General features: G+C 53.6%; 4 protein-coding genes. 1 reads left to right on the top strand and 3 read right to left on the bottom strand.

Features of this window, described 5'->3' with window-relative positions; translation table 11 throughout:
• The coding region (locus ACM6IK_RS20835; RefSeq protein WP_414875821.1) for a hypothetical protein at positions 1–456 on the top strand (456 nt) is incomplete at its 5' end.
• Positions 457–471: 15 nt separating this feature from the next.
• On the opposite strand, the gene ACM6IK_RS20830 is transcribed toward ACM6IK_RS20835, so the two are convergent.
• From ACM6IK_RS20830 to ACM6IK_RS20820, 3 genes are all read right to left on the bottom strand, one after another.
• Positions 472–735 (bottom strand): PAAR domain-containing protein, encoded by a 264-nt coding sequence (locus tag ACM6IK_RS20830; RefSeq protein WP_414875820.1) that lies wholly within the window; start codon positions 733–735, stop codon positions 472–474.
• A 50-nt stretch (positions 736–785) separates the two neighbouring features.
• On the bottom strand, positions 786–1,313 hold the full coding sequence (locus tag ACM6IK_RS20825) for an Imm21 family immunity protein (RefSeq protein ID WP_414875819.1): 528 nt from the start codon (positions 1,311–1,313) through the stop codon (positions 786–788).
• Positions 1,310–1,900, bottom strand: a 591-nt coding sequence (locus ACM6IK_RS20820) for an RHS repeat-associated core domain-containing protein (protein WP_414875818.1), incomplete at its 5' end; no start/stop codon positions are given. The genes ACM6IK_RS20825 and ACM6IK_RS20820, both read right to left, overlap by 4 nt.

Raw genomic sequence — 1,900 nt, 5'->3', positions numbered from 1 at the left:
TTGGCGCAGGGCATCGGTGTGGGTGAGCAGGCGGCCCTCGGCGTCGCGTTCGAAAAGTTCTTCGGTCTTGTCCGGGTGGATCAGTCGCACCCGTTGCCCGGTGCGGTACTCATAGGCAGTAGTGTTCCCTTCGGCATCGGTAAAGCTGGTGAGCTGCCCCAAAGAATCGTACTGCCACTGGTTGATCTTTCCCGAACAGTCGATGTAGCGGCCCAGTTGGCCGTCAGCGTTGTAGGCCAGTTGCTTGCTGCCGCCGTTGGCGTCGGTGATGAGGATGGGCAGGTTGTCGCTGTTGTAGCTGTACTGGGTGGTGTTTTCCAGCAGGTCGATGGTTTCGATGATGTTGCCGCGTTGATCGTAATCGTACCGCCACAGGCCACCTTCGGCGTCGCGGGTTTTGACGCAGGCAGGGGCATTGGCGCGACTAAGCCAATGCCGCTAACGTCCGGTTGTTAAAGAGCGGGGTGCCGGTCAGCGATGCACGGCACCGCGCGAGCCGCTGGCAATCAGGGTGGCGCCGCAGGTGGTTTTCATGCCGGCCAGCGCCACGGATATTCCGTTGACGGAATAGGTGCTGCTGCCTTCGGCAATCGGGAAGGGCCCCTTGCATAAGGGGCACATCACCATGTGGCCTTTGCCGGCCATCGGTTTGCCGTTGAGGTTGGTGTGGGGGATGGATTCGGTGACAACGCCACCGTGGTCGGTGGTGTCGCCGAGGCGAATTATATTATTCATACGCGCCTATGCATTGCGTGCTGGTTGCGTGAGCATCAGCTTGATGGGTTCTATTGATTGGATTTGACTGCTCGGAGATTTCCTGATGGTTTTGATATTTTGTGTATTAATAAACTTGTCTCAGAGTTTGGAGAGTAAGTAAAAGTTTGGATTGTGTTTTTGCCGGGGTGGATTTTCAAACTGATGGCCTCGGTTTCTGAGTAATGAGTTGCTGAGTCGAAAATCGTCAAAGCCCCAGAGGGCAAGATTATGTCAAGATGCTCCTCGTACGTACTTGGGAATCGAATATTTTGAATTTCCTTCAATGCACTCTGCTCACTTGTCGCCCACTTCCATCTAACAATGAGGGTGTGATCATCTGAATGGGCCACAAGCGTACGCAACGGTTCATCCCCTATGACCAGAGCGGTGACATTTCGCGTCGATACTAATTCGATGTAGTTAACGGTGTTGCAGGCTAGATCGAAATCTGATGGGCGGCCATTAGTGCCGCCCCATAAAGGGGCGAGGTGCTTTTCAATAGCGACTAGTGGGCCACCGGAGCTTTCTATCCAGTCTGAGAATTCATAAATTTTCATCGTTGGTTCATCCTTCGTTTTTCTTGCGTAACTTGTCCGGCCTGTCTCAGACTGCAAGGTCTGCAGTGTGCATATAGCCGCTGTGGCCCATTTTCAGTATTAAGCGCATTTGCTGGTTGGTGATCGGGGATAAAGTCGCCGCTTTTGGTTCCGGGGTTATGCGTACCACACGTGTGACAGCCATCTCTGTACCCAATAACGTTTATATTTGTTCGCTCTTCTCTGTTGAAATTTCGTTCAGGGCCCCTTGCGGGTATGGACTCTGGGGCGTTTTTTCCAGGCGTCAAGGTGTCGTTTCTGGCAAGTCCAAATGGATCAATCCAGTCCACCGGATTCGGCGCATAGGCATAGATATTCAGCCCACCCGCAAACCCAATCGGATCCTTGCCAATAAATCGCCCTACCTGAGGATCATAGTACCGATAGCGGTTGTAGTGCAGCCCGGTTTCGACATCGAAGTACTGCCCCTGAAAGCGCAATGGATTGCGGATATCCGCATGTTTGGCGGTCTCACTGCGTTGCTCCTTGGCCAGGCCCCAGACCTTGTAGACCCCACTCCAGGCGATATCACCCTGTTCGTCGGTCAG

Source organism: Pseudomonas sp. IT-196MI5 (assembly GCF_949767415.1).
GTDB lineage: Bacteria > Pseudomonadota > Gammaproteobacteria > Pseudomonadales > Pseudomonadaceae > Aquipseudomonas.
The sequence above is the reverse complement of the archived record's forward strand: the minus strand, read 5'-3'. Positions and strand labels throughout refer to the sequence as shown.